The sequence below is a fragment of the Bradyrhizobium sp. NBAIM08 genome (assembly GCF_020193935.1).
GTDB lineage: Bacteria > Pseudomonadota > Alphaproteobacteria > Rhizobiales > Xanthobacteraceae > Bradyrhizobium > Bradyrhizobium yuanmingense.
The window spans coordinates 1-386 of record NZ_JADYVR010001279.1 but is presented as its reverse complement, the minus strand read 5'-3'; the positions used below and the strand labels follow the sequence as shown (position 1 = coordinate 386).

General features: G+C 64.2%; 1 protein-coding gene. It reads left to right on the top strand.

The genetic code is table 11. The features are described 5' to 3' along the window. On the top strand, positions 1–386 hold a 386-nt coding region (locus tag I6F37_RS44520; RefSeq protein ID WP_225155060.1), incomplete at both ends, for an MFS transporter.

Sequence of the window (386 nt, the reverse complement as noted above, 5' to 3'; positions counted from 1 at the left end):
CTGGGCCTGTGGGCTGGCAGTGCTTCGGCCGGCATGGCACTGGGCCCGTTGATCGCAGGACTGCTGCTGGAACAATTCTGGTGGGGCTCCGTGTTCATGATCAACGTGCCGGTGGTGTCAGCTGCGTTGCTGCTGACCTGGTGGCGAGTGCCGAGGTTCGCGCCACCTGGCGGACCTGCGTGGGATCCGTGGGGATCATTGCTGCTGCTGGGCGGACTCACCGCGCTGGTCTACGCCATCAAGGAAGTAGCGCACCGACCGTTCTCACCGACGTCGCTGTTGCTGGGGTTGGCGCTGTGTGCGGTATGCGTGCTGATGTACCTGCGCAGCCAGCGCCAGCGCGCACACCCGATGATCGATCTTGCGCTCTTCAGGCTGCCCAATTT